The sequence below is a fragment of the Roseateles sp. GW821-FHT09B06 genome (assembly GCF_059418245.1).
In genome coordinates, this window is the sequence record NZ_JBWKPM010000003.1 from 17,749 (window position 1) to 40,418 (window position 22,670).

At 69.4% G+C, this 22,670-nt stretch carries 17 protein-coding genes; 11 read left to right on the forward strand and 6 right to left on the reverse strand.

What is annotated here, in order from left to right:
- Positions 1-50 precede the first annotated feature (50 nt).
- The 4 genes from AC07OQ_RS03410 to AC07OQ_RS03425 all read right to left on the reverse strand — a co-directional run bounded on the left by AC07OQ_RS03410 (position 51) and on the right by AC07OQ_RS03425 (position 8,086).
- Positions 51-815 (reverse strand): substrate-binding periplasmic protein, encoded by a 765-nt coding sequence (locus AC07OQ_RS03410; protein ID WP_495051685.1) that lies wholly within the window; start codon positions 813-815, stop codon positions 51-53.
- On the reverse strand, positions 812-3,097 hold the full coding sequence (locus AC07OQ_RS03415; RefSeq protein WP_495051686.1) for a putative bifunctional diguanylate cyclase/phosphodiesterase: 2,286 nt from the start codon (positions 3,095-3,097) through the stop codon (positions 812-814). The genes AC07OQ_RS03410 and AC07OQ_RS03415 overlap by 4 nt, the downstream gene beginning before the upstream one ends.
- Before the next feature lie 202 nt (positions 3,098-3,299).
- Entirely contained in the window at positions 3,300-5,888 is a 2,589-nt protein-coding gene (gene cphA / locus AC07OQ_RS03420; protein WP_495051687.1) for a cyanophycin synthetase, read from the reverse strand.
- A gap of 29 nt (positions 5,889-5,917) precedes the next feature.
- A complete protein-coding gene (locus AC07OQ_RS03425) occupies positions 5,918-8,086 on the reverse strand; it encodes a cyanophycin synthetase (RefSeq protein WP_495051688.1) in 2,169 nt (722 codons plus the stop codon).
- Positions 8,087-8,263: 177 nt separating this feature from the next.
- On the opposite strand from AC07OQ_RS03425, the gene AC07OQ_RS03430 reads away from it, so the two are divergent.
- Positions 8,264-10,543 (forward strand): cyanophycin metabolism-associated ABC transporter, encoded by a 2,280-nt coding sequence (locus tag AC07OQ_RS03430; protein ID WP_495051689.1) that lies wholly within the window; start codon positions 8,264-8,266, stop codon positions 10,541-10,543.
- Entirely contained in the window at positions 10,540-11,025 is a 486-nt protein-coding gene (locus AC07OQ_RS03435; protein WP_495051690.1) for a cyanophycin metabolism-associated DUF1854 family protein, read from the forward strand. Before AC07OQ_RS03430 ends, AC07OQ_RS03435 begins: the two co-directional genes overlap by 4 nt.
- Positions 11,026-11,145: 120 nt before the next feature.
- Here the strand turns inward: AC07OQ_RS03435 and AC07OQ_RS03440 are convergent, their stop codons facing one another.
- Positions 11,146-11,565, reverse strand: a complete 420-nt coding sequence (locus AC07OQ_RS03440; protein ID WP_495051691.1) for a PACE efflux transporter — start codon at positions 11,563-11,565, stop codon at positions 11,146-11,148.
- A 100-nt stretch (positions 11,566-11,665) separates the two neighbouring features.
- On the opposite strand from AC07OQ_RS03440, the gene AC07OQ_RS03445 reads away from it, so the two are divergent.
- The 8 genes from AC07OQ_RS03445 (at position 11,666) to AC07OQ_RS03480 (ending at position 20,543) form a co-directional block, all read left to right on the forward strand.
- Positions 11,666-12,565, forward strand: a complete 900-nt coding sequence (locus tag AC07OQ_RS03445; protein WP_495051692.1) for a LysR family transcriptional regulator — start codon at positions 11,666-11,668, stop codon at positions 12,563-12,565.
- Between the two features lie 180 nt (positions 12,566-12,745).
- Positions 12,746-13,924 carry an isovaleryl-CoA dehydrogenase gene (locus AC07OQ_RS03450; protein ID WP_495051693.1) on the forward strand — a complete coding sequence of 393 codons (1,179 nt, stop codon included), beginning with the start codon at positions 12,746-12,748 and terminating at the stop codon, positions 13,922-13,924.
- 6 nt (positions 13,925-13,930) lie between these two features.
- Positions 13,931-14,851 carry a pyridoxal-phosphate dependent enzyme gene (locus tag AC07OQ_RS03455; protein ID WP_495051694.1) on the forward strand — a complete coding sequence of 307 codons (921 nt, stop codon included), beginning with the start codon at positions 13,931-13,933 and terminating at the stop codon, positions 14,849-14,851.
- Between the two features lie 90 nt (positions 14,852-14,941).
- Positions 14,942-15,613 (forward strand): carbonate dehydratase, encoded by a 672-nt coding sequence (gene can / locus AC07OQ_RS03460; protein WP_495051695.1) that lies wholly within the window; start codon positions 14,942-14,944, stop codon positions 15,611-15,613.
- A 38-nt stretch (positions 15,614-15,651) separates the two neighbouring features.
- Positions 15,652-17,466 (forward strand): bifunctional isocitrate dehydrogenase kinase/phosphatase, encoded by a 1,815-nt coding sequence (gene aceK / locus AC07OQ_RS03465; protein ID WP_495051696.1) that lies wholly within the window; start codon positions 15,652-15,654, stop codon positions 17,464-17,466.
- 21 nt (positions 17,467-17,487) lie between these two features.
- Positions 17,488-18,666 carry an acetyl-CoA C-acyltransferase gene (locus AC07OQ_RS03470; RefSeq protein WP_495051697.1) on the forward strand — a complete coding sequence of 393 codons (1,179 nt, stop codon included), beginning with the start codon at positions 17,488-17,490 and terminating at the stop codon, positions 18,664-18,666.
- A gap of 52 nt (positions 18,667-18,718) precedes the next feature.
- Complete coding sequence (locus tag AC07OQ_RS03475) at positions 18,719-19,399, forward strand: SDR family oxidoreductase (RefSeq protein ID WP_495051698.1); 681 nt, start codon at positions 18,719-18,721, stop codon at positions 19,397-19,399.
- A gap of 13 nt (positions 19,400-19,412) precedes the next feature.
- Positions 19,413-20,543: an acyl-CoA dehydrogenase family protein gene (locus AC07OQ_RS03480; RefSeq protein ID WP_495051699.1), complete on the forward strand. Its 1,131-nt coding sequence runs from the start codon at positions 19,413-19,415 to the stop codon at positions 20,541-20,543.
- A gap of 17 nt (positions 20,544-20,560) precedes the next feature.
- On the opposite strand, the gene AC07OQ_RS03485 is transcribed toward AC07OQ_RS03480, so the two are convergent.
- Positions 20,561-21,283 carry a hypothetical protein gene (locus tag AC07OQ_RS03485; protein ID WP_495051700.1) on the reverse strand — a complete coding sequence of 241 codons (723 nt, stop codon included), beginning with the start codon at positions 21,281-21,283 and terminating at the stop codon, positions 20,561-20,563.
- 169 nt (positions 21,284-21,452) lie between these two features.
- On the opposite strand from AC07OQ_RS03485, the gene AC07OQ_RS03490 reads away from it, so the two are divergent.
- Positions 21,453-22,544: a GGDEF domain-containing protein gene (locus AC07OQ_RS03490; protein WP_495051701.1), complete on the forward strand. Its 1,092-nt coding sequence runs from the start codon at positions 21,453-21,455 to the stop codon at positions 22,542-22,544.
- The last annotated feature ends 126 nt before the right edge of the window (positions 22,545-22,670 follow it).

A 22,670-nucleotide genomic window follows, 5' to 3' on the forward strand; every position in this document is an offset into this window, starting at 1 on the left:
GGCGAGCCGCGTCCGTGGACCTTAGGGATGTCCGCCCCTTGGGATTTGCGCTAATCGGCCAGCTTGACTAGCGGCACATAGGCCGCCTCGATCCGGGCCAGCACGCCCTGGGCGCGGATGCGCGCCAGGCCGGCATCGAACTCGTCGCGCAGGGCCGCGTCACGGAAGCCGACGCGGTAAGGGATCTTGTCGAACAGCGGGAACAGCTCGACCGCGAAGGGCTGTTCGCGGAAGCGGCGGCTGGCGCGCAGCTGGGCCAGCTGGTGCTCGTAGATATGGCGCTCGGCCACGATCGCGTCGGCCTGGCCGCCGAACAGCATGCGCAGCTGCGACAGCTGATCGGCCTCTTCCTTGTAGCGCGGGTTGGCGCGCGCCATCTTCGCGAAATCCGGCCCCAGATAGTCGACCGCCCGCTGGAATGCCACCAGGCGCAGCCGGCCCAGATCGGCGATCGCGGGCGCCTGCGCGAAGCGGCCCTTGGGGGCGATCAGGAAGTCCTGGTAATGGATGTAGACCTCGGAATAGGCGGCGGCGACGCCGGAGTCGGGCGTGATCGTCGCCGCGCCGTCGCACAGCCCGGCCTGCAGCGTCACCGGCACGCGCGCCTGGGGCACGAAGCTGATGCGCAGGCTGTGGCCGGCGGCCTGCAGTGCGGCGCGGATGATGTCGATCTCGATGCCGCGGCCGGTCTTCTCGTCGGCGAAGGGGGCCAGCGACTGGCCGAACACGATGTGCACCTCGGCCGCCCGCGCGCCGCCGCCGGCGGCCAGGAGGAGGACGCAGAAGAGCAGGCGGCACAGCCGGCGGGCATTCATGCCGGTGATTTTGCCTGGATGCCTGCCGCCCGTGGCGGCGCCTCGGCGCGCCGCAGCCAGGCGCCGGCCTCGGCCGGCAGCAGCGGCCTGGCGAACAGATAGCCCTGCAGCGACCGGCAGCCGGCCGCACGCGCGGCCTCGGCCTGGGCCTCGGTCTCGATGCCCTCGGCCACCACCTCCAGCCGCAGCGCCGCCGCGAGCTGGCAGATCGCCCGCACGACCGCGCTGGCGGCCTGCTGCGGCATCGGCTCGATCAGGCTGCGATCGATCTTGACCGCGTCCAGCGGCAGGCTGCGCAGCAGGTTCAGCGACGAGAAGCCGGTGCCGAAATCGTCCAGCGCCACCTTGATGCCCAGGGCCTTGAGCCGCGCCAGGCGCTCGCGCGCCTGCTCGGCGTCGCGCACCGCCGCGGTCTCGGTGATCTCCAGGGTCAGCAGCATCGGCGGCAGCGCGAAGCGCTCCAAGGTGCGCAGCACGAAGGTCGGGAAGCCCGGATCCTGCAGCTGCAGCGGCGAGACATTGACGGCCACCGGCAGCGCCCGGCCGCCCTGATCGCGCCATTCGGCCAGTTGCCGGCAGGCCTGCTCCAGCAGCAGGGCGCCCAGCGGCAGGATCAGGCCGGTGCGCTCGGCCGCCGGCACGAAGTCCGCCGGGCTGACGATGCCATGGCCGGGGCGGTGCCAGCGCACCAGGGCCTCGAAGCTCTGCAGCGCGCCGTCGGCGGCGGCCACCTTGGGCTGGTAGAGCAGCCGGAATTCCTCGTTGTTTAGGCCGGCGCGCATCGCCTGCTCGGCCAGCATGCTGGCGCTGATGCGATGGGCGCCGCTGGCCTGGGCCCAGCGTTCCGAGATGCCCGGATCCTGCTTGGCCTCATGCATAGCGGCGCTGGCCTCGCGCATCAGGCCATCGGCGTCGCGGGCCGCCGAGGGAAAGCGGGCCACGCCCATCGAGACGTCCACATAGATGGCGTGCCCGTCGACGGCCACCGGCCGCGTCAGGCGTCGGCGCAGGCGCTCGGTCAGGGCCTCCGGCGGCTCGGCCGTGCTGCCGTCGACGGCCAGCAGCACGAACTCGTCCTCGCCCAGATGCATGGCCTCGGCCCGCAGCGGCTCGAACTCCTCGCGCAGCAAGCCGGCCATCGCGCGCAGCAGCGCATCGCCGGTGGCATGGCCGTAGGCATCGTTGAGCAGGGTGAAGCGGTCCAGGTCCAGCCAGATCAGGCCGAAGGGCCGGTCGGCCGCGCACAGTTCGCGCAGCCGCCGCTGCAGCGCGCTGCGGTTGGGCAGACCGGTCAGCGGGTCGTGCGTGGCCTGGTGCAGCAGGGCCTGGGCGGCCTGGAAACGGTCGGTGTCGTCGCTGACGACGATGTGCTCGGCGGCACGGCCGCGCCAGCTGACCCGCCAGGACGAGAACACCAGGCGCATCATGCCGCCGTCGCTGCGCTGGCGCTCGCCCTCCCATCGGGCCTGCGGCAGGAGCCCGCCCAGCACCGCGCGGTGGCGCGCCGCGGTGCTACGCAGCAGTTCATCGGGCTGCTGCCGGAGCAGGAGCTCCAGGGCGCTGAGGTCCGGCACGCCATACAGGCGCAACAAGGCAGCATTGACATACAGCATGCGCTTGCCGCGCTTGATCGCGACGCCCTGGTGCGAGTTCTCGGTGAGGAAATGCAGCTGTTCGCGCAGCTGGCGCGATTCGACATTGGCGTGCCGCAGCGCCGCCAGCATCAGGCTGATGCCCAGCATCAGGCGCAGCGCGGCGCCGACGCTGGCCTGCAGCGGCAGCCATTCGGGGCCGCCCAGCGAATAGGGGAACTGGCTCAGGCCCAGCAGCAGCAGCAGCAGGCCGGCGCTGCGCTCGGCCCGGCCCTGGCTCCACAGCCAGCGCAGCGCCACCAGGCCCAGCCAGGTCTGCAGCCCGGCGCCGGCGGCCTGCGCGACCTCGATGCCCTGGGCGATCAGGGCCGCGAACAGGCCCAGCAGCGCCAGGCTCAGCCACAGGGTTTCGCGCCGCGCCAGCGGCCGGCCGATCAGCTCGCGCAGGCCCAGTACCAGCAGGGTCATCGCGGCCGCGCCCGCCGCGGCCATGCCGGCGCCGCCCAGCAGATGCGGCAGCGGCGCGGGTTTCAGCCATAGCAGATAGGCCGGCGTGGCCAGCACATGGACCAGGAAGCTGGCGCCCAGCAGGCGCGCAAAACCCTGATCGCGTTCGCGCACCCACACCAGCCAGAGCGCGAGGCCGATGACCAGGTTGACCAGCAGATTGAACGCGAGTGCGTAGATCAAGTGAGATGTCGAGAAGGGGCGAGGCGGACCTTGCGGGCCCGGGGATCTTAGGACCTGTAACAAGAGGCCCCGAGCGCCAACTGCGCATTACTGCCGCTTTGGCCTTGCGCGAGGGGGCCGGAGGGGGGCGAGCGCGAGCGCCAACGAAAAAAGGCGCCGGGCTTGCGCCGGCGCCCTTGCAGGGCTGGTGCCGCAGCGGCCCTCAGCCGGCCTGGATGCGCTGGGCCAGATGGGCCAGCGCTTCCTCCACCTGGTCGACCAGCACCAGGCACAGGTCACCCGGGGCCAGCCGTGCCAGCGCGCGGTCGATCGCGACGAACTCGCCGCGGATCTCTTCCACATGCGCGGTGCGGGTCGCACCCTCCAGGCCCTGGCGCAACAGGGCCAGCACCTCGCCGTCCTCGCGGCCGCGCTGGCAGGCGTCCTGGAACAGGATCACCTCGTCGAAGGCCTGGCCCAGGATCTGGGTCTGGGCGCGGATGTCCTCGTCGCGGCGGTCGCCGGCGCCGGAGATCACCACCGAGCGCTTCTGGGCCGGCAGGGCCTGGACGGCCGCCACCAGGGCGCGCATCGCGTCGGCGTTGTGGCCATAGTCGGCCACCACGGTGGCGCCGCGGTAGTCCATCACATTGAAGCGGCCCGGCACATTGTCGGCATCGTTGCTGAAGCTGGCCAGGCCGCGGCGGATCGTGTCCCAGTCGAGGCCGACGCCCCAGCCGGCCGCCACCGAGGCCATCGCGTTCTCGACCTGGAAGGGGATCGCCCCGCCGCGCGTGAAGGGGATGTCGCGCAGCGGGATGGTCTCGCGCCAGCTGCCCTGGGCGGCCACCAGCTGGTCGCCGTCGATATAGACGCAGCGCTTGCCCTGCGAGCGGTGCGCGGCCATCAGCGCATGGTGGCGGTCGGCGGCGAAGAAGATGATCTGGCCGGGGCAGACCGCGGCCATGCCCGCCACCACCGGGTCGGCGGCGTTCAGCACCGCATAGCCGGTGGGCGCCACGTTCTGCACGATCACGCGCTTGACCAGGGCCAGCTCCTCGACGGTGTTGAGGAAGTTCATGCCCAGGTGGTCGCCCTCGCCGAGATTCGTGACCACCGCGACCTGGCAGCGGTCGAAGCCCAGGCCCTCGCGCAGCACGCCGCCGCGCGCGGTCTCGAACACGGCCGCCTCGACGTCCGGGTGCATCAGCACATTGCGCGCGCTCTTCGGGCCGGAGCAGTCGCCGCTGTCGATCTGGCGGCCGTCGACATAGACGCCGTCGGTGTTGGTCATGCCGACCTTCAGGCCGCAGGTGGCGAACAGATGGGCGATCAGGCGCGTGGTCGTGGTCTTGCCATTGGTACCGGTGACGGCGACCACTGGAATGCGACCGTCCTCGCTCTTCTGGCCGGCGCCGTAGAGATGCGAGATGATGGCCTCGCCGACATTGCGGCCCTTGCCGTAGCTGGGGCTCAGGTGCATGCGCAGGCCCGGCGCGGCGTTGACCTCGACGACGCCGCCGCTCTGTTCCTCCAGCGAGCGCAGCACGCTCTCGGCCACCACGTCGACGCCGCAGACATGCAGGCCCACGACCTGGGCCGCGGCGATCGCGCGGGCCGCCACGTCGGGATGCACATCGTCGGTCACGTCGGTGGCCGTGCCGCCGGTGGAGAGGTTGGCGTTGTTGCGCAGGATCACGCGGCGGCCCTTCTCGGGCACCGACTCCGGCGTCAGGTCCTGCAGGGCCAGGCGCGCCACCGCGATCTCGTCGAAGCGGATCTTGGTCAGCGAGGTGGCATGGCCGTCGCCGCGCTTGGGGTCGGCATTGACCTTGTCGACCAGCTGCTTGACGGTCAGTTGGCCGTCGCCGATCACATGCGGCGGATCGCGGCGCGCGGCGGCCACCAGCTTGTCGCCCACCACCAGCAGGCGGTAGTCGCTGCCGGGCAGGAACTTCTCGACCATCACCTGGCCGATCTCGTCGGCGGCCTTGTAGGCGATCTCCATATGCTCGCGCGAGGCCACGTTGACCGTCACGCCCTTGCCCTGGTTGCCGTCCTGCGGTTTGACCACCACCGGCAGGCCGACCTCGAGCGCGGCGGCCCAGGCGTCGTCGATGCCGTCGACCGGGCGGCCGATCGGCACCGGCACGCCGGCCGATTGCAGCAGGCGCTTGGAGAGGTCCTTGTCCTGGGCGATCGATTCGGAGACCGCGCTGGTGGCATCCACCTCGGCGGCCCAGATGCGGCGCTGCTTGGCGCCCCAGCCGAACTGCACCAGGCTGCCCTGGGTCAGGCGGCGGTAGGGCACGCCGCGGGCTTGTGCCGCGTCGACGATGGAGCCGGTCGAGGGGCCGAGGCGCACGTCCTCGTCGAGCTCGCGCAAGCGGGCCAGCGTGGCGTCGATGTCGAAGCTGCCGCCGCGCTCCCCATTCTGCGCGGCCTGCAGCAGTTCCACCGCGGCATCGAAGGCCAGGCGGCCGACGTCTTCCTCGCTGTACTCCACGACCACCTGGTAGGTGCCGGCCTCGCCGGTCACATGGGTGTGGCTGAAGGTCACCGGGCAGCCGGCCTGGGCCTGCAGGGCCAGCGCGGCCTGCTCCAGCACATGGGCCAGCGAGATCGGCGTCTTCTGGCTGCTGGCCGGGCGCAGCGCACCGATGCTGGGGAAGAGGGCGCGCAGGCGGGCTTCGAAACCGGCCATGTCGGCGATCGACCGCTCGGCCTCGCTGCAGCTGACCACGGCTTCGATGGCCGTGTGGCGGCTCCACATATTGGGGCCGCGCAGGGCTCGGATGCGAGAGACTTCCATGGGCTTTTTGCTTTGTCTGTAGAGGCGGCTCAGATGGCGTCGGGCACGAAGGTGTCCAGGCCGGCGGAGATCAGTTCGGGCGGGATATTGAGGGCCCAGGCGGTGGCGACGGCCGCCAGCACGCTGGCGGGCGCGACCTTGCGGCCCGCCGCGGCGTAGCGCGCCAGCAGGGCCTCGACATTGGCGCCGGGCGTTTCCGAGGGGCCTTGCGCCAGCATCGCGGCGCCGCCCTGCAGGAAGACGGCACGCCCCCCCTGGGCGCGGTGCTCGGCCACATGGGCCGCGTCCGGCGCGTAGAGCAGCACCTCGCCGTCGGACAGCTCGGCCATCTCGAGCAGCTTGGGCTCGGCGGCGTTCAGCACGGCCACGCCGTCGGACAGCACCACGTCGACCTGGGTGCGCAGCACCTTGTAGAGCTGTTCCTCGGTCTTGATGTCCTGTTCGTCCAGCTGTCCCAGGCCGCCCATGTCCATCACCACGCCGACCTGACAGCGGTCATAGGCCAGGCCGTCGGCCAGGACGGAGGCGGCGCCGTTCTCGGCCACCACGGCGTCGACGCCGCGGTTCATCAGCAGGCGGTGCGCCGCATCCCAGCGCGCGCTGGGCTTGCTTTCGACCCGGCGGTTGCCCAGGAACAGGCCCTCGCCGCAGGCCAGGCCGACCTGTCGGCCGTTCAGGTGCAGCAGCCAGGCCACCAGGCGGGCCACCTGCTGGCTGCCGTCGGCGCCGGCGATGCCGACGATGGGAATGCGGCCGTTCTCGTCGGCGGCGAACAGATGGTCGATGACGGCCTGGCCCACCGGCTGGGGCATGCCCTCGGCCGGCTTCAGGTGCATCAAGAGGCCCGGGCCGGCATTCACCTCGACGATGGCGCCGCCGGTCTCGGCGAGCGGCTTGCCGATGTCCTCGGTCACCAGGTCGACGCCGGCGATGTCCAGGCCGATGGTGCGCGCGGCCAGGCTCACCGCATGGGCCACGTCGGGGTGGACCTGGGCCGTGCAGTCGATCGCCACATTGCCGTTGCGCTGGATCAGTACCTGGCGGCCGGCGGCCGGCACGGCGTCGGGGTCGAGGCCCTGGCGCTGCAGGTCCAGCAGCACCACCGCGTCTTCGCCCAGCGTGATGCGGTTGAGCGGGAATTCCTCGGTCAGGCCGCGGCGCGGGTCGGTGTTGATCTGGCTGTCGACCAGCTGGGTGACGCTCTGCGCGCCGTCGCCGGTGACCCAGGCCGCCTCGCCGCGCGCGGCCGCCACCACCTGGCCGCCGACCACCAGCACGCGGTGCTCGTTGCCGCGGATATAGCGCTCGACCAGCACCTCGGAGCCTTCCTCGTCGGCCAGCTTGAAGGCGGCCTCGACATCGGCCTGCTCGCGCAGGTCCAGCGTGACGCCGCGGCCATGATTGCCGTCCGAGGGCTTGATCACCACCGGCAGGCCGAGGTCCTGCGCGGCCTCCCAGGCGGCCTCGGCGCTCTTGACCGCCTGGCCCTCGGGCACCGGCACGCCCACGGCCTTCAGCAGGGTCTTGGTCAGGTCCTTGTCGCCGGCGATGCCTTCGGCGATCGCGCTGGTCATGTCGGTCTCGGCCGTCCAGATGCGGCGCTGGCGCGCGCCGTAGCCCAGCTGCACCAGATTGCCGTCATTCAGGCGGATATGCGGGATGCGGCGGTCGGTGGCGGCGGCCACGATGGCGGCGGTGGAGGGGCCGAGGTAGCAGTCGTCCACCTTGTCGCGCACGCGCGTCACGGCGGCGGCGACGTCGAACTCGTCCCCATTGATCGTGGCCATCAGCAGCGCGTGGCCCTCGGCCAGCGCGGTGCGGGCCACCTGCTCGTCGCGGGCGCGGAACACCATGCGGTAGACGCCCTGCCGGCTGGTCGAGCGGGTCTGGCCGAAACCGGTGGGCATGCCCGAGAGGTTCAGCAGCTCGATGACGATGTGCTCCAGCACATGGCCCATCCAGGTGCCCTCGGTCAGGCGCTGCAGGAAGCCGCCGCGCTCGCCGACGCCGCAATGGTGTTCGATCAGGGCCGGCAGGCGCGCGGTCAGGCGTTCGGTGAAGCCCGGCAGCAGATTGGAGGGGAAATCCTCCAGCTGGCCCAGGTCCAGCCAGGTTTCCAGCACGGGACGGTAGGTCCACATATTGGGACCGCGCAGGTAGTTGATGCGCAACAGCTTGATGTCTTCGTGTCTGCTCATGAGCTTGGAAAGAGGCGGGAATTTCGGCAACAAGGCGCCATTGTGCGCGTTCTGGAGACCGGCTTGTTAGTGCACGCTCCGCGCGTGCGGGGCCCGTATCGGCGAAAATCCCCGCCCAACAAGGCGCCTCGCGGGCGTAAAAGGCCGATCCAGGCCCTCATGACAGAACATCAAACAATGCAGCATCTCGATCCCGTAGTGGCGCCGGACCAGCATCCGGAAATGGCGTCGGCCCTGGCGCGCCTGGCGAAAGACGAGAACGTGCTGGGCAGCCTGGAGGTTGACCTGGACGCCGACCTGCGCTTCGCCCAGGGTCTGCTGGTGCTGACCAGCCGGCGCCTGCTGGCCTGGGAGCCGTCGACCGGGGCCTGGACCGAATGGGCGCTGCGGCCGGGCCTGCGTCTGAAGATCTCCGACCATGCCGGGGTCGGCAGCCTGGAGCTGGTGGACGAGGCCCGGCGCCTGGCGCTGTGGCGTTTCACCTTGCAGATCAATCTGCAGGCCCAGCGCTTCCAGGAACTGTTTGAAAAACGCGACGAACCGGCGCGCGCCGACGCCGAGGAGCTGGCCTTCTGCCCCAGCTGCAAGGCGCCGCTGCCACCGGACAGCGAGGAATGCCCGACCTGCGCGCGCGAACTGCACACGCCCCCCTCGACCTGGGTGCTGCTGCGCCTGTGGCGCTTCGCCCGGCCCTACCAGGGGCAGCTGCTGCTGGGTTTTCTGCTGATGCTGGGGGCCACCGGCGCCACCCTGGTGCCGCCCTACCTGACCCTGCCGCTGATGGACAAGGTGCTGATCCCGTTCCAGAACGGCCAGCGCATCGATCCCTGGCTGGTGGGCTTCTACCTGAGCGGCCTGCTGGGCGCGGCGCTGATGTCCTGGATCCTGGGCTGGGCCAAGACCTACATCCTGGCCCTGGTGTCGGAGCGCATCGCGGCCGACCTGCGCACCGCCACCTTCGAGCATCTGCTGAGCCTGTCGCTGGAATATTTCGGCAGCAAGCGCACCGGCGACCTGATGGCGCGCATCGGCAGCGAAACCGACCGCATCAGCGTGTTCCTGTCCCTGCATGCGCTGGACTTCATCACCGACGTGCTGATGCTGATGATGACCGCCATCATCCTGTTCTCGATCAACCCCTGGCTGGCACTGGCGACCCTGGTGCCCTTGCCCTTCATCGCCTGGATGATCCATCTGGTGCGCGACCGCCTGCGCACCGGCTTCGAGAAGATCGACCGGGTCTGGGGCGAGGTCACCAGCGTGCTGGCCGACACCATTCCCGGCATCCGCGTGGTCAAGGCCTTCGCGCAGGAGAAGCGCGAGGCCCAGCGTTTTCGCGAGGCGAATGCCCACAACCTGGCGGTCAACGACAAGCTGAACAAGACCTGGAGCCTGTTCACGCCGACCGTGGCGCTGCTGACCGAGATCGGCCTGCTCGTGGTCTGGGCCTTCGGCATCTATCTGGTGGCGGGGGGCGCGATCACGGTGGGCGTGTTGACCGCCTTCATCGCCTATATCGGCCGTTTCTACGGCCGCATGGACTCGATGAGCCGCATCGTCTCGGTGACCCAGAAGGCCGCGGCCGGCGCCAAGCGCATCTTCGACATCCTGGACCACCAGAGCAACGTGCCGGAACCCAGCAATCCGGTGCAGTTGGCGGGTGTGCGGGGCGGCATCCAGATCCAGGACATCGGCTTCCGCTACGGCAACCGTGCGGTGATCCGCGGCCTCTCGCTGGACATCAGGCCCGGCGAGATGATCGGCCTGGTGGGCCACAGCGGTTCGGGCAAGAGCACGCTGGTGAACCTGATCTGCCGCTTCTACGACGTCACCGAAGGCTCGATCCGCATCGACGGCACCGATCTGCGCCGCATCGGCGTGGCCGACTACCGCCGCCATATCGGCCTGGTGCTGCAGGAGCCCTTCCTGTTCTTCGGCACCATCGCCGAGAACATCGCCTACGGCAAGCCCGAGGCGACGCGCGAGGAGATCGTCGCGGCGGCGCGCGCCGCCCATGCGCACGAGTTCATCCTGCGCCTGCCGCATGGCTACGACTCGCTGGTGGGCGAGCGCGGCCAGGGCCTGTCGGGCGGCGAGCGCCAGCGCATCTCGATCGCGCGCGCGCTGCTGATCAACCCGCGCCTGCTGATCCTCGACGAGGCCACCTCGGCGGTGGACACCGAGACCGAGAAGGAGATCCAGAAGGCGCTGGACAATCTGGTCAAGGGCCGCACGACGATCGCGATCGCGCACCGCCTGTCCACCTTGCGCAAGGCGGATCGCCTGGTCGTGATGGACCGCGGCGAGGTCGTCGAAGTGGGCCCGCACGACGAGTTGATGGACAAGAAGGGCGCCTACTGGCGGCTCTACGAGGCGCAGGCGCGCCGCGTCGATGCCGAGGAGCAGATGGCGACCCTGCCGCCCAATCTGAACGCCCACACGGCGGTGAGCGCATGACGACGATGATGAACAGCAAGCCCTACCAAGAACTGTCGCGCAATGCCTTCGGCCGCCTGGTACTGGTCGATCTGCAGGGCCAGGCCCATGTGGGCATCACGCCGGTGCGCGCCCATCCGATCTCGGCGCCGGACGAGGGCGTATCCCTGGTCGGCGGCGACGGCCACGAACTGGCCTGGATCGAGCGCCTGTCGGCCCTGGGCGACGCGGACCGCGCGCTGCTGGAGGCCGAGTTCGCCGCGCGCGAATTCATGCCGACGATACTGGCGATCCGCGAGGTCTCGACCTTCTCGACCCCCAGCCAGTGGACCGTCGACACCGAGCGCGGCGCCACCCGCTTCATCCTGAAGACCGAGGAGGACATCCGCCGCCTCGGCGAGGGCCGGCTGATGGTCACCAGCAGCCACGGCCTGCAGTTCCTGGTGCCGGACCGCTTCGCGCTGGACCGGCCCTCGAAGCGGATCCTCGAGCGCTTTCTCTGAATTCCCGAGCGCGCGGCGGTAGCCGGCGCGAGACATCGCGCGGAGCCCGTGGATCCGGCTCTGCCGGGCCATCGGCTCGCCCCCTTGAGGGGGCGCGCGAAGCGCGTAGGGGGTGGGCCTTCAGACCGCCGAGGCCGGCAGGCCGAAGACGCGGTCGAAGGCCAGGTTGAAGGCGAAGGTGTAGACCAGGAAGAAGGCGATCAGGCCGAAGTCCAGCAGCAGCGCCCGCCACAGCGACACCTCCAGCCACCAGGCGAACAGCGGCACCAGCATTACGACCAGGCCGGCCTCGAAGCCGATGGCGTGGCCGATGCGGCGCAGCAGGCCGCGGCCGCGCGTTTGCTGGCGGGCCTCCCAGGCCTCGAACAAGGTGTTGTAGGCCAGGTTCCAGGCCAGCGCGATGGCCGACGAGGCCACGGCGGCCACGCCGGCATGGCCCAGCTCGCTGCCGGCCATCAGGGCCAGGCCGGCGCTGGTCAGGCCGACCGCGATCAGTTCGTAGAGGGAGACGTAGACCAGCTTGCGCTTGATGCCTTGCATGGCTGAAAAGTTCCGTGCTTGAGTGGTGATGCCGGCATGATGAATCTATGTTTCTGAAAACCAAAGTCGACAGTTTTCAGTTTTATTGACAAGATCGCGCATGGCTCTCAACAGCGACAACGTCCAGGTCTTCCTCGCCGTGCTCGACCATGGCTCCTTCTCCGCCGCCGCCCGGGCGCTGGGGCGGGTGCCCTCGGCCGTCAGCATGACCATTGCGCAGCTGGAGGCCGAGCTCGATCTGCAGCTGTTCGAGCGCAGCACCCGCGACGTCCGGCCCACCGAGGTGGCACGCGCGCTGGAGCCGGAGGCGCGCCAGCTGGCGGCCGGGCTGAGCCGGCTGCAGACCCACGCGCTGACCCTGCACCAGGGCCTGGAGCGGCGCCTGACCCTGGCGATCGCGCCGGAACTGCTGTCGGCGCCCTGGAGCGAGCCCCTGGCCCGGCTGGCGGACGAGTTTCCCGCGCTGGAGGTCGATGTGCTGTCGGCGCCGCAGGCCGCGGTGCTGGGCATGCTGCACGAGCGCGAAATCGACCTGGCGCTGATGTTCGAGCGGGTCGGCTGCGACGAGCGCGAGGCCTTTCAGGAGTTCGCCAGCGAGGTGCTGGTGGCGGTGCTGGCGCCGCAGCATCCGGTGGCGACGGCCGGGCGGGCCAGGCTGCGGCTGGACGAGCTGGGCGGGCTGCGCCAGATTGCCGTGGCCCGCCGCGACGCGCAGGGCGACGATCCGCGCGTGCTGCTGTCGCGCAAGCTGTGGCGCACCGACAGCCATCTGGCGACGCTGAGCCTGGTGCGGTCGGGCCTGGGCTGGGCCTTCCTGCCGCAGCGCATGGTGGCGCCGCTGCTGGCGGCCGGCAGCCTGCTGCAGATCGAATTCGAGAACGCCAGCAACCAGGTGCGGCTATGGGTGGACCTGGTCTGGCTGAAGGACCGGCCGCTGGGTCTGGGCGCGCGGCGTTTTATCGCGCTGATGCGCGAGAGCCGGCGGCCCGAGCCTGGCTGAGAACGCGCCGAGCCATGTCTCTGGAACTCTCCGGGGCGCGATTGATTGATTAAGCAATTTCACCGAATGTCGGGCAGGGGCGGCTTGCCCCTAGAATTGACGTTTACGTAAACGTAAATCAAATCCGACTCACCCGGTCGTACCATCGAGTGGCCTCGGCCCAGAACATTGGAGACACGCATGAACCTGCCCGGCCTGAATTTCCAACTCGGCGAGGACATCGACGCGCTGCGCGACGCGGTGCGCGCCTTTGCGGACGCTGAAGTAGCCCCGCGCGCTGCCGAGATCGACCGCAGCGACCAGTTCCCGATGGACCTGTGGCGCAAGATGGGCGAGCTGGGCATCCTGGGCGTGACCGTGCCGGAGGAATACGGCGGCGCGAACATGGGCTATCTGGCCCATATGGTCGCGATGGAGGAGATCAGCCGCGGCTCGGCCTCGGTGGGCCTGTCCTACGGCGCGCACAGCAATCTCTGCGTCAACCAGATCAACCGCAACGGCAATGCCGCGCAGAAGGCCAAGTACCTGCCCAAGCTGATCAGCGGCGAGCATGTCGGCGCGCTGGCGATGAGCGAGCCGGGTGCTGGCTCCGACGTGATCTCGATGAAGCTGAAGGCCGAAGACAAGGGCGGCTACTACCTGCTCAACGGCAACAAGATGTGGATCACCAACGGCCCCGACGCCGACACCCTGGTGGTCTATGCCAAGACCGAGCCCGAGCTGGGCGCGCGCGGCGTCACCGCCTTCCTGATCGAGAAGGGCATGAAGGGCTTCAGCATCGCGCAGAAGCTCGACAAGCTGGGCATGCGCGGCTCGCACACCGGCGAGCTGGTGTTCCAGAACGTCGAGGTACCGGCCGAGAACGTGCTGGGCGCGCTCAACAGCGGCGCCAAGGTGCTGATGTCGGGCCTGGACTACGAGCGCGCGGTGCTGACCGGCGGGCCGCTGGGCATCATGCAGAGCGTGATGGACCAGGTCGTGCCCTATATCCACGACCGCAAGCAGTTCGGCCAGAGCATCGGCGAGTTCCAGCTGATCCAGGGCAAGGTGGCCGATATGTACACCGTGCTGCAGGCCGCGCGCAGCTTCGCCTACACGGTGGCCAAGAATCTGGACATGCTGGGCAGCGAGCATGTGCGCCAGGTGCGCAAGGACTGCGCCTCGGTGATCCTGTGGACCGCCGAGAAGGCCACCTGGATGGCCGGCGAGGGCGTGCAGATCTTCGGCGGCAACGGCTATATCAACGAATACCCGCTGGGCCGCCTGTGGCGCGACGCCAAGCTCTACGAAATCGGGGCGGGCACCAGCGAGATCCGCCGCATGCTGATCGGTCGCGAGCTGTTCGCGGAAACCATGTAATTGCCAATGATGAAGCCGCTGCACCTCGACACCCCGCTGCTGCGCGCCGCGCCCGGCCAGTTCTCGCATCCCGAGGTCTGGCTGAAGATGGACGCGCTGCAGCCCAGCGGCAGCTTCAAGCTGCGCGGCGTGGGGCGGCTGGTGCGGCAGGCGGCGCGGGACGGCGCGAAGGAGATCGTCTGCGCCTCCGGCGGCAATGCCGGCTTCGCGGCCGCCTATGCCGGCCAGGCCCTGGGCCTGACGGTCACGATCGTGCTGCCCAAGACCAGCAGCGCCGCGGTGCAGACCCTGATCGAGGCGCGCGGTGCCACGGTGCTGCGCCATGGCGATGTCTGGGACGAAAGCCATGAGTTCGCCCAGGCGCTGGCGGCCGAGCGCGGCGCCGCCTATGTCCATCCCTTCGATCACCCGCTGCTGTGGGAGGGCCATGCCAGCCTGATCGACGAGGTGCTGGAGCAGGGGCTGCATTTCGACGCGGTGGTGACCGCCGTGGGCGGCGGCGGCCTGTTCGCCGGCATCGTCCAGGGCCTGCGCCGCCATGGCCTGAACGAGATCCCGGTCATCGCGGTCGAGACCGAGGGCGCGGCCAGTCTGCACGCCGTCCTGCAGGCCGGCCGGGCGGTGACCCTGCCGGCCATCCGTTCGGTCGCAACCTCGCTGGGCGCGCGCCGCGTGGCCGACGAAGCGCTGCGCCTGGCGCAGCTGCACCCGACGCACAGCGTGCTGGTCAGCGACGGCCAGGCCTGCAAGGCCGCGGTGCGCATGGCGGAGCAGATGCGCGTGATGGTCGAGCCGGCCTGCGGCGCGGCGCTGGCGGCGGTCGACGCCCATCCGGAGCTGTTCCGGCGCTTCAGGCGGCCGCTGGTCGAGGTCTGCGGCGGCGTGGGCGTGTCGCTCGCCCTGTTGCAGCAATGGGCGGCGGCATGAGGCGCTGCGGCGCCGGGTTTGACCGAGTGGTAGGGACTGCCTATGGCCTCGGGTCCGGCAGGTGTCAGTCCGGGCAGGGAGAATGAGGGCATGAGCAACACCGCCAACGAACTGCAAGACCTGCTGGACAACAACAAGCGCTGGGCCAGCGAGACCGAGGCCCGCGAGCCCGGCTTCTTCTCGAGCCTGCTGAAGCAGCAGACGCCGCAATACCTGTGGATCGGCTGCGCCGACAGCCGCGTGCCGGCCAACGAGCTGGTGGACCTGCTGCCGGGCGAGCTGTTCGTGCACCGCAACGTGGCCAATGTGGTCGTGCACTCCGACCTGAACTGCCTGTCGGTGATGCAGTTCGCGGTGGACCAGCTGAAGGTCAAGCACATCATCATCGTCGGCCACAGCAACTGCGGCGGCGTCAAGGCCGCGCTGCTGGACGCGCGCACCGGTCTGGCCGACAACTGGATCCGCCATGTGCAGGACGTGCGCAACGACCACCTCGACTGGATCGCGAGCCTGGACGAGACCCAGCGCGTCAATGCCCTGTGCGAGCTGAACGTGCTGGAGCAGGCACGCAATGCCTGCCGGACCACGGTCGTGCAGGACGCCTGGGCGCGCGAGCAGGAGGTGGTGGTGCATGGCTGGGTCTACGGCCTGCACAACGGCCTGCTGGAGGATCTGCGCATCACCGCCGGTTCGGCCGAGGAGGTCGAACCCGCCTTCAAGCGCGCGCTGCAGCGGGTCAAGCAGCGCTACGAGCGCGGCTGAGCGGCGGCAGCAAAACGGGCCGGTAGGAGCGTAGCGCGATGTTTCCCCAGAAGCTGACGGACGCGCGTGCCTTCGAGATCGCCGAGGCCCTGCTCGGCGGCTTCAACCGTCACTACCAGCTGTTTCGCGCCACCTCGGCCTCGGCCAAGAAGCGCTTCGAGCGGGCCGACTGGCATGGCCAGCAGCGCGCGCAGCGCGAGCGCATCGAGTTCTACGACAAGCGGGTCGACGAGGCGGTGCAGCTGCTGGAGGAGCGCTTCCAGGCCGGCGGCCTGCCGATGGAGGTCTGGCAGCAGGTCAAGCTGCACTACATCGGCCTGCTGACCAACCATCTGCAGCCGGAGCTGGCCGAGACCTTCTTCAACTCGGTCTGCACCCGCATCCTGCACCACAGCTATTTCCACAACGACTTCATCTTCGTGCGCCCGGCCGTCTCGACCGAGTACATCGAGAACGAGGAACCCGCCGCCAAGCCGACCTACCGCGCCTACTACCCCAGCCGCGAGACCCTGCGTGAGACGCTGATGCGGGTGGTGTGGAACTTCCAGCTGGATCTGGAGTTCGAGGACCTCGGTCGCGACGTGGACTGCGTGCTGAACGCGGTGCAGCAGGAGCTGGGCCTGTTCCGCTGGCGGACGAATTTCCAGATCCAGGTGCTGAGTTCCCTGTTCTATCGCAACAAGGGCGCCTATGTGGTGGGCAAGATCATCAACGGCTTCGCCGAGACGCCGTTCGCCCTGCCCATCCTGCACAAGGAGGAGGGCAGCGGACTGCTGTATATCGACGCGGCCCTGTTCGGTGAGGACGAGCTGCTGATGCTGTTCAGCTTCGCGCGCGCCTACTTCATGGTGGACATGGACGTGCCCAGCGCCTTCGTCGCCTTCCTGCGCTCGATGATGCCGCGCAAGCCGCGCTCCGAGATTTATTCGGCCCTGGGCCTGCAGAAGCAGGGCAAGAACCTGTTCTATCGCGACTTCCTCTACCACCTGCGCCATTCCTCGGACAGGTTCCGCATCGCCCCCGGCATCAAGGGCATGGTGATGCTGGTGTTCGACCTGCCGTCCTTCCCCTTCGTGTTCAAGGTCATCAAGGACTTCTACCCGCCGCAGAAGGAGAACACGACGCGCGAGCTGATCCAGAGCAAGTACCTGCTGGTGAAGCAGCATGATCGCGTCGGCCGTATGGCCGACACCTTGGAGTACACGATGGTGGCCTTCCCGCGCCAGCGCTTCGAGGAGGAGCTGATCGCCGAGCTGAAGCATTTCTGCCCCAGCCTGCTGGAGGAGAACGGCGACGACCTGGTGATCCGCCATCTCTATATCGAGCGCCGCATGGTGCCGCTGAACATCTATCTGCAGGAAGCCACGCCGGCGCAGCTGGAGCATGCGGTCGTCGAGTACGGCAATGCGATCAAGGACCTGGTGGCCGCCAATATCTTCCCGGGCGACATGCTGTGGAAGAACTTCGGCGTCACCCGCCATGGCAAGGTCGTGTTCTACGACTACGACGAGATCGAGTACCTGAGCGACTGCAACTTCCGCCAGGTGCCCCGCGCCCGCAACGAGGAGGAAGAGCTGTCCGGCGAGGTCTGGTACCGGGTCGGCCCGCGCGACGTGTTCCCCGAGACCTTCGGGCCCTTTCTGCTGGGCCATCCGGGCGTGCGCGAGGTCTTCATGCGCCACCATGCCGACCTGCTGCGGGCCGAGTTCTGGCAGGCCCACAAGGCCCGCATCCTGGCCGGCCATGTGCACGATGTCTTTCCCTACGAGGCGCACAAACGCTTCTACGCCAAGGCCGGCGCGCCGGTGCTGCGGGCGCCCGAGCCCGAGCACCGCGAGCTGCCTATCCAATAGCTTTCACTGAAGGAGAAAACCATGTCCGACTCCATCGTCATCGTCTCCGCCGCGCGCACGCCGATCGGCGGCCTGCTGGGCGACTTCGCCGGCCTCGCCGCCTGGGAACTGGGCGCCGTGGCCATCAAGGCCGCGGTCGAGCGCGCCGGCATCCCCGGCGATTCCATCCAGGAAGCCTTCATCGGCAACTGCCTGATGGCCGGCCAGGGCCAGGCCCCGGCGCGTCAGGCGGTGCTGAAGGCCGGCCTGCCGCAGTCGGTGGGCGCCGTGACCCTCTCGAAGATGTGCGGCGCCGGCATGCGCGCCACCATGTTCGCCCACGACACCCTGAAGGCCGAGAGCGCCGACATCCTGATCGCCGGCGGCATGGAGAGCATGACCAATGCGCCGCATCTGATGTTCGCGCGCAAGGGCGTCAAGTACGGCGTCGCGCAGATGTATGACCACATGGCGCTGGACGGTCTGGAAGACGCTTACGAGCGCGGCAAGGCCATGGGCGTGTTCGCCGAGCAATGCGTGAGCAAGTACAGCTTCACGCGCGAGGCCCAGGACGCCTTCGCGATCGCCTCGACCGAGCGCAGCAAGCGCGCCAACACCGATGGCAGCTTCGCCTGGGAGATCGCCCCGGTGACCATCGCCGGCAAGGCCGGCGACACCGTGATCGACAAGGACGAGCAGCCCTTCAAGGCCAAGCTGGACAAGATTCCCGGCCTGAAGCCCGCCTTCAAGAAGGACGGCACGATCACCGCCGCCACCTCCAGCTCGATCAGCGACGGCGCCGCCGCGCTGGTGCTGATGCGCGAAAGCCATGCCGCCAAGCTGGGCCTCAAGCCGGTCGCCCGCATCGTCGGCACCGCGGTGCATGCCAATGCGCCCGAGTGGTTCACCACCGCGCCGGTCGGCGCCATCAACAAGCTGCTGGCAAAGAACGGCTGGGACGCCAAGAGCGTCGATCTGTGGGAGGTCAACGAGGCCTTCGCCGCCGTCACGATGGCCGCGATGGCCGAGTTCAAGCTGCCGCACGAGATCGTCAACGTCAATGGCGGCGCCTGCGCGCTGGGCCACCCGATCGGCGCCTCCGGCGCGCGCATCATCGTGACCCTCTTGGGCGCGCTGAAGCATCGCGGCGGCAAGCGCGGCGTCGCGGCGCTGTGCATCGGCGGCGGCGAAGCGACGGCTGTGGGCGTGGAGCTCCTGTGAAGCTCCACGTAGGCAGTCGAGCCGTCGGCGTCGAGCTGATTTAAGGAGCACCATGACGCAAGTCCTGATCATCGGCGCGTCGCGGGGCATCGGCCTCGAGTTCGTGCGCCAGTACCGTGCCGCCGGCGATCGGGTCGTCGCCACCGCGCGCAGCGAGGAGGCCCTGGCCGCGCTGCGCGCTTTAGGCGCCACCGCGCTGAAGCTCGACGTAGCCCTGGATATCAATGAGGGGGCCAGTGCCTCGGGCCTGGCCTGGCAGATCGACGGCCACCAGTTCGACGTGGTGGTGATCAATGCCGGTGTCTATGGCCCACGCCACACGGCGCTGGAAACGCCCACCGAGGCCGAGTTCGACCAGGTGATGCGCACCAATGTGCTGGGACCAATGCGCCTGCTGCCGCAGCTGGCCGATGTGCTGGCGCCCGGGGCGCGCATCGGCATCCTGTCCTCGCGCATGGGCTCGCTGGGCCTGCGCGGCAGCCCGGTCGGCTGGCTCTACCGCGCCTCCAAGGCGGCGGTGAACTCGGTGATGAAGGATGCGTCCCTGGTGCTGGCCGGCAAGGCGGTGCTGTGCAGCTTTCATCCCGGCTGGGTGCGCACCGAGATGGGTGGCGCGGACGCCGACATCGATGCCAGCACCAGCGTGGCCGGCATGCGCACCGTGCTGGCCACCCTGAAGCCGGAACATAGCGGCAGCTTCTTCAATTACGACGGCCAGCCCCTGGCCTGGTGACGACGAGACAAACATGATCCTCAGTGACGACCACCGCGCGGTGCAGGATGCCGTGCGCGCCTTTGTGCAAGACCAGATCGCGCCCAAGGCGGCCGAATGGGACAAGAGCCACCATTTCCCGGCCGAGGAACTGAAGGGCCTGGCCGCCCTGGGCTGCTACGGCGTCGCGGTGCCCACCGAGTACGACGGGGCGGGCCTGGACTATCTGGCCCTGTCCATCATCCTGGAGGAGATCGGCGCCGGCGACGGTGCCACCTCCACCGTGGTGAGCGTCAACAACTGTCCCTGCTGCTCGATCCTGATGACCTTCGGCAACGCGGAGCAGAAGGAGCGCTTCCTGAAGCCGCTGGCGCGCGGCGACATGCTGGGCGCCTTCTGCCTGACCGAGCCCCATGTGGGCTCGGAGGCCGGCGGCTTGAAGACCACGGCCACGCGGGATGGCGACGCCTATGTGCTGAACGGCGTCAAGCAGTTCATCACCAGCGGCAAGAACGGCGACCTGGCGATCGTGATGGCCGTCACCGACAAGGCCGCCGGCAAGAAGGGCATCAGCGCCTTCCTGGTGCCGACCAACACCCCCGGCTACCAGGTCGCACGCATCGAGGACAAGATGGGCCAGCATGCCAGCGACACGGCCCAGATCCTGTTCGAGAACTGCCGCGTGCCGGCCGCCAACCGGCTGGGCGAGGAGGGCCAGGGCCTGAAGATCGCGCTGTCGGGCCTGGAAGGCGGGCGCATCGGCATCGCCTCGCAGGCGGTGGGCATGGCGCGCGCGGCCTTCGAGGCCGCGCTGAGGTACAGCAAGGAGCGCAGCTCCTTCGGCCAGCCCATCTTCAACCACCAGGCGATCCAGTTCAAGCTGTCCGACATGGCCACCCGGATCGAGGCGGCGCGCCAGCTGATCTGGCATGCCGCCAGCCTGAAGGACGCCGGCCAGCCCTGCCTGAAGGAAGCGGCGATGGCCAAGCTGTTCGCCACCGAGATGGCCGAGCGCGTCTGCTCCGACGCGATCCAGGTGCATGGCGGCTACGGCTATGTGTCCGACTTTCCGGTCGAGCGCATCTACCGCGATGTGCGCGTCTGCCAGATCTACGAAGGCACCTCCGAGGTGCAGAAGATCCTGATCGGGCGCGCGCTGGGCTGAGACGGGGCCGCGGCCTCTCAGTCCTCGCTGGCGTGCAGGCCGGCCTGCCACAGCGGCTGGGCGGCCGCGAAGATGGTCGAGCCGGCAGCGTCGTCCCGCAGCGCCGCCGGCTCCGCCGCCAGCCTCAGCCAGGCCAGGGTGTCGTGATGCGAGCCGGGCAGCAGTTCGCGCTCGCGCTCGGCCAGCAGCCAGGCATGCAGCCGGTGGTATTGCTGCGGCCGCTGCCGCGCCACCCAGGCCAGGCCCACCAGGTCGCCATAGGCCTCTTCGCGGCGCGTCGAGCGCATATGCCGGTAGGCCTGCCGCAGCTCGGGGCTCAGGCCCTCCGGTTCGGCGGCGGGAGTGAAGCCGGCCGGCAGGCCGTGCCAGGCGCCGTCCAGATAGCGCCGGCAATGGCCCAGCTCGTGCGCGGCCATCAGTTCCAGGGCGCCGTCGCGCAGTTCGGGCGCGCTGCGCTCCAGCGTGGTCTCGGCCTCGGGGTTGCCGCGCATCGTCAGCACCAGCTTGCAGCGGCCCTGGACGAAGCCCAGCGCCAGCGGCGCCTGGCCGTCGGCGGGCTGGGGCTGCACGATGATGTCCAGCGGCAGCTGCATCTGCCGCGCATGGGCCAGCACCGGCGCCATGCCCTGCAGCCAGCGGGTCTCGAGGGCCGTCAGCGGGTCCGCACCGAGCGCCGGCAGCGTGGCCGCCGCCAGCCACGACACCGACAACACCGACATCAACGACTTCTTGATGGCCATGGCTAGCTTTCCTGCTGATGCCGCCATCTTCGGCCCTGACGGGCTTGCGCCGCGGCTGTTACAGCGGCCGGAACGTGAAGGTCTGCGCGTTTGAGGGGGGGCTGTGCGGCGCCGGCGCATCTGTCGATACAGTTGGGGCATCGGCAACCCCCGTCTGTATCCATCCCGCATGCACACCGAGCTTGAAGCGGAAAACCGCGCGCTGCGCCAGCAACTGGAGTCCCTGCTGCGCGAGGCGCGTGCCAATGAGGACAAGATGCACCGCTTCGAGCAGCTGGAACACCGGCTGATCGGCGCGCAGTCGCTGCAGGAGGTGCTGCGGCTGCTGCTGGGCGAGTACAAGCTCGCCTTCGGCATCGAATTCGTCACCCTGGCCCTGGTGGACCGCGAGGAGGAACTGGCGCGCATCCTCGGCGATCTGCTGCGCGAGGATCCGACGCTGCGGAACCTGTGCCTGCTGCCGGCCGCCGCCCCGCTGCAGGCGCGCTATGGCGGCACGCCCCAGCCCTGGCTGGGCGCCTACCAGGCCGGGCCGCATGGCGAGCTGTTTTCCGATGTGCCGGCCTCGGTGGCCCTGCTGCCCCTGTACCGCCATGGCGAGCTGATCGGCGGCCTGCATTTCGGCAGCCTCGACCCCGAGCGCTACACCGCCGACGCCGGCACCCAGCTGCTGCAGCGTCTGACCGGCATTGTCGGCGTCTGCCTGGAAAGCGCGCTGAACCAGGAGCGCCTCAAGCTGGCCGGCCTGACCGACATGCTGACCGGGGTGCACAACCGGCGCTATTTCGAGCACCGCTGCCTGATCGAGATCGCGCAGGCACGGCGCTACCGCCACCCGCTGGCCTGCATGTTCCTGGACATCGACCGCTTCAAGCAGATCAACGACAACCACGGCCATCCGCGCGGCGACACCGTGTTGCAGCAGGTCGGTCGCTCCATCCAGGCGCAGCTGCGTGCCGGCGACACCATCGCACGCTACGGCGGCGAGGAGTTCGTCGTGCTGCTGCCCCAGACCCCAGCCCAGCATGCGCGCGAGATCGCCGAGCGCATCCGGGCCCGCATCGCGGCCGAGGCCGTGCCGGCCGCGGCCGGCGAGCCGGCGCTGCAGGTCACGCTCTCGATCGGCCTGGCCATGCTGCCGGCCGAGCTGGGCGGCCGCGACACCAAGGGCCTGGCCGAGAGCCTGGTGGCCGCGGCCGACAAGGCGCTCTATGCCGCCAAGCATGGTGGCCGCAACCGGGTGCTCATGGACGGCGACTGAGCCGGGCTCGGGTCCGCCCCCGGCGATGGGGCTGTCAGGCAGGGATCTCGACGCGCATTCAGGGGGGGCGGGCTCGCCCATGCCGTCAAAGGCCTGCCGCCGGCCGCTGCGGCGCGTAGACTCGGC